Raw genomic sequence first — 3,701 nt, 5'->3', positions numbered from 1 at the left:
CGAACAGCCCGGCGTACACGAGCCCCGCGCCGCCGAAGAGGCCGTCCTGGAGCGCGTCGGACCACCTTCCGCCCAGCGGCGCGGCGAACAGTTCGTGGGCGAGCAGCCCGTTGGCCCGCCCGCCGATCGTGTCGCTGGAGAACAGGTGGTACAGCAGGAAGAACGCGGGCACCTGGAGCAGCCCGGGCAGGCAGCCGGCCAGCGGTGACACCTTCTCCTCGGCGTGCAGTTCCAGGACGGCCCGCTGGAGCCTCTCGGGGTTCTTCCGGTGCTTCCTCCGCAGCTCGGCGATCTTCGGCTGCAGGGCGGTCCGGGCCTTCTGACCGCGCGCGGCGGCCCGGGACAGGGGGTGGACGAGGAGCCGTACGAGCGCGGTGAACAGGACGATCGCTGCCGCGGCGGCGGACGCGCCGAACAGCGGCTGGAGCAGGTCGGCGAGGTGCTCGACCAGGGTGGCGAAGACGGACATGGGTGAGCCCTCCGGGGGTCTCGTCGTGCCGGAACGAAAGACAGACGGCATGACGACCCGCGCGGGGTCACCGAAACGCTGGTGGGGCCCTACGCGACGGTCGCCCGGAGGGCGTGACCGGGTGCGCGGGGACGGGTGCGCCCCCGGGCGTCGGGATCGCGCTGGGGCAGGAAGGCCGTACGGCGGTCGCGGTCGCGGATGGCCGTGCGCACCCGGGTGCGCGGCACGGCGGGCGCGCAGCGCGAGGCGACGACGGCGCACAGCGCGAGGGCGGCCGAGGCCGTGGCGGTCGCGGCCAGGGCGACGGTGGCCGAGAGGCTGCCGGTGTCGAGCAGCGCCACCTGGACGATCAGGAAGAGCAGCACGAGAGCGGGACGCAGAGCCGTCCAGCCGCGGTTCATCGGCCGCCCCTTCCCTCGTACACGTGTATGCCCTGCCGTCGGTTATACAGGATCAGCCTCCCGCGCGGACCGGGCACTTCATAAACGGGTTTGAGAAAGCCTCGTCGGAACCCTCGACAACCCACCCGCCACACCCGATGCTTCTCGATGCCACCGGCCCGTCGCCCCGCACGGGCCCCCACCCGCGACGCCGGTCCGGGAACCGGCGCCTGCCCCGAAAGCCTCTGGGCCCGAATCCCTCAACGGAGGAGCCGTGATCCGACGCAGATCCCTGCTGGCCGCAGCAGGGGGTACGTTCCTCGGCAGCGCCCTGGCGACGGGCACCGCGCACGCGGACGCCACGATCGCCGTCAACCCGTCGACCACGTACGGCACCTGGGAGGGCTGGGGCACCTCCCTCGCCTGGTGGGCCAACGTCTTCGGCGCCCGGGACGACTTCGCGGACTTGTTCTTCACCACCAAGTCGGTGACGTACAACGGCAGATCGCTCCCCGGCCTGGGCCTCAACATCGCCCGCTACAACCTGGGCGCGTGCAGCTGGAACAGCGTCGGCGGCGAGACCATGGTGGTCTCGCCCAACATCCCCGGCTTCAAGCAGATCGAGGGCTTCTGGCAGGACTGGAACAACGAGGACCCCACCTCCTCCGCCTGGAAGTGGACGGCGGACGCCAACCAGCGCGCCATGCTGGTCAAGGCGGTGCAACGGGGCGCCGTCACCGAGTTGTTCGCCAACTCCCCCATGTGGTGGATGTGCGCCAACCACAACCCCTCGGGCGCGGCCGGCGGCGGCAACAACCTCCAGACCTGGAACTACCGCCAGCACGCGAGCCACTTGGCGGCGACCGCCCTGTACGCGAGGTCGAACTGGGGCGTGAACTTCGCGACGGTCGACCCCTTCAACGAGCCGGCCTCCACCTGGTGGACCGCGACCGGCACGCAGGAGGGCTGCCACATGGACCCGGCCGTCCAGGCCGCCGTCCTCCCCCACCTGCGCAACGAGCTGGACAAGCGCGGCCTGACGGGCATCCGCATAGCAGCCTCGGACGAGACCGACTACGACACGGCCCGCTCCACCTGGGCCTCCTTCGACTCGTCCGCCAAGGCCCTGGTCTCCCAGGTCAACGTGCACGGCTACCAGGGCTCGGGCGGCCGCCGCGACCTCCTCCACACGGACGTGGTGACGACGTCCCGCAAGAAGCTGTGGAACTCCGAGACCGGCGACAGCGACGGCACCGGCCTGACCATGGCGTCCAACCTCTGCTACGACTTCCGCTGGCTGCACCCCACGGCGTGGTGCTACTGGCAGGTGATGGACCCCTCGGCGGGCTGGGCGATGATCGCCTACGACCCGAACACCCTCCAGCCGACCACCGTCCAGACCAAGCACTACGTGCTGGCCCAGTTCAGCCGCCACATCCGCCCCGGCATGACGGTCCTGGACACCGGGGTGAGCTACGCCGTGGCCGCGTACGACGCGCGGTCCCGCCGCCTGGTCCTGGTCGCGGTCAACACGGCCACCACCCCCCAGACCCTCACCTTCGACCTCTCGCGCTTCACGACGGTGACGGGCGGCTCCTCGGGCCTGGTCCCCCGCTGGAACACGGTGACCACGGGCGGCGGCGACCTCTACACCCCCCGCTCGGACATCCGCCTGTCCGGCACGTCGGTCAGCGTCCCCTTCGCCGCGAAGTCGGTCCAGACGCTCCACGTCGACGGTGTGACGCCGTAACCGGACCCGGCGACCGTTCGGGGCGAACGGTGAAGCCCCGGTGATGAGCGTGCGAGCTGGCCCGGCCTGGCCTGCGCATCTCTCACGCTCGTCACCTCACGGCAGTACGGTGTCCCCCATGCGCCCCGACACGCCTGCCGAAAACGTCGACCACACCGCCGAGGCGGCACGCCTGGAGCGGACCGCCGGCCTGTACCCCGAGGACGCCGAGGCCCTGCTGCTGCGGGCAGCGGCCCACCTGGAACTCTCCGGCGACCGCCCCACCGCGACGAAGCTCTACGACCGCCTCCTGTCCTCCCCCGAGGCCCTCGACCACCCCCACCTGGTGCGGGCGCTCAAGGCCTCGAACCTCTGGGAGTACGGTCACGAGGCCGAGGCCCGGGCGATCATCGACGGCGTCCGGGCGGCGGCCCCGAGGGACCCGGCCCCCTGGGTGATCGTGGCCGAGGCCCTGGAGTCGCACGACGAGCTGGAAGCGGCGCACGACACCTTCACGGAGGCCGTGCGCCTCCTGCTGACGGACGTGCCGCGGCCCCCGCAGCCGACCCACCCCCTGCTCTTCGGCCGCCACCGGGTCCGCCGCATGCTGGGCCGCTCCCACGACGAGTGGGACGCCCTGGCCGACACGGTCCACTCCCTCCCGGTCTCCCTGGACGAACTCCACGACCCCAAACGCGTGTGGTCCCTGGGCTCGGAGAACCCGGCGGAACTGGAAGCGGAGATCCTCCGCCTCCGCGCGGAACTGGGCGCCTACCGCGAGGCCCTCTCCCGCCCGTTCCCGGTGGCGATCCTGCACTGGCCGGCGCCCGAGCTGACGGAACTCCTGGAGGCGTATCCGCCGCTGGCCGAGGAGTACCCCTCCCACGAGGAGCACCTGGCCTCGATAGAGCGCGCCCTGCGCGAACTCGCCGCCTCCGGCACGCCGAACCTGGGCATCGTCACCGGCACGGTCCCGTCCTACGAGGCCTTCGCGGCCTCGGAGGGCTCCTCCCCGGGCGACGCGACACTCCTGCCCCAGTACGCCACCACCCTGGCGGCACGGGGGCGGGCGGTGGCTTGGCCGCCGCCGGAGGGGGCGGGGTGCTGGTGCGGGTCGGGGCGG

At 72.1% G+C, this 3,701-nt stretch carries 4 protein-coding genes; 2 read left to right on the top strand and 2 right to left on the bottom strand.

The window, feature by feature from the left end; translation table 11 throughout:
- Together RIN80_RS03180 and RIN80_RS03175 are read right to left on the bottom strand one after the other, a co-directional pair.
- The coding region (locus RIN80_RS03180) for a membrane protein insertase YidC (RefSeq protein WP_309093914.1) at positions 1-469 on the bottom strand (469 nt) is incomplete at its 3' end.
- An 89-nt stretch (positions 470-558) separates the two neighbouring features.
- Positions 559-870 (bottom strand): DUF6412 domain-containing protein, encoded by a 312-nt coding sequence (locus tag RIN80_RS03175; protein ID WP_309093913.1) that lies wholly within the window; start codon positions 868-870, stop codon positions 559-561.
- A gap of 253 nt (positions 871-1,123) precedes the next feature.
- On the opposite strand from RIN80_RS03175, the gene RIN80_RS03170 reads away from it, so the two are divergent.
- Entirely contained in the window at positions 1,124-2,599 is a 1,476-nt protein-coding gene (locus RIN80_RS03170; protein WP_309093912.1) for a beta-1,6-galactanase, read from the top strand.
- Positions 2,600-2,717: 118 nt separating this feature from the next.
- Positions 2,718-3,701: hypothetical protein (locus RIN80_RS03165; protein ID WP_309093911.1), on the top strand; the 984-nt coding region annotated here is incomplete at its 3' end.

The organism is Streptomyces sp., from assembly GCF_031181705.1.
GTDB lineage: Bacteria > Actinomycetota > Actinomycetes > Streptomycetales > Streptomycetaceae > Streptomyces.
This window is presented reverse-complemented; position numbering and strand designations above follow the sequence as displayed.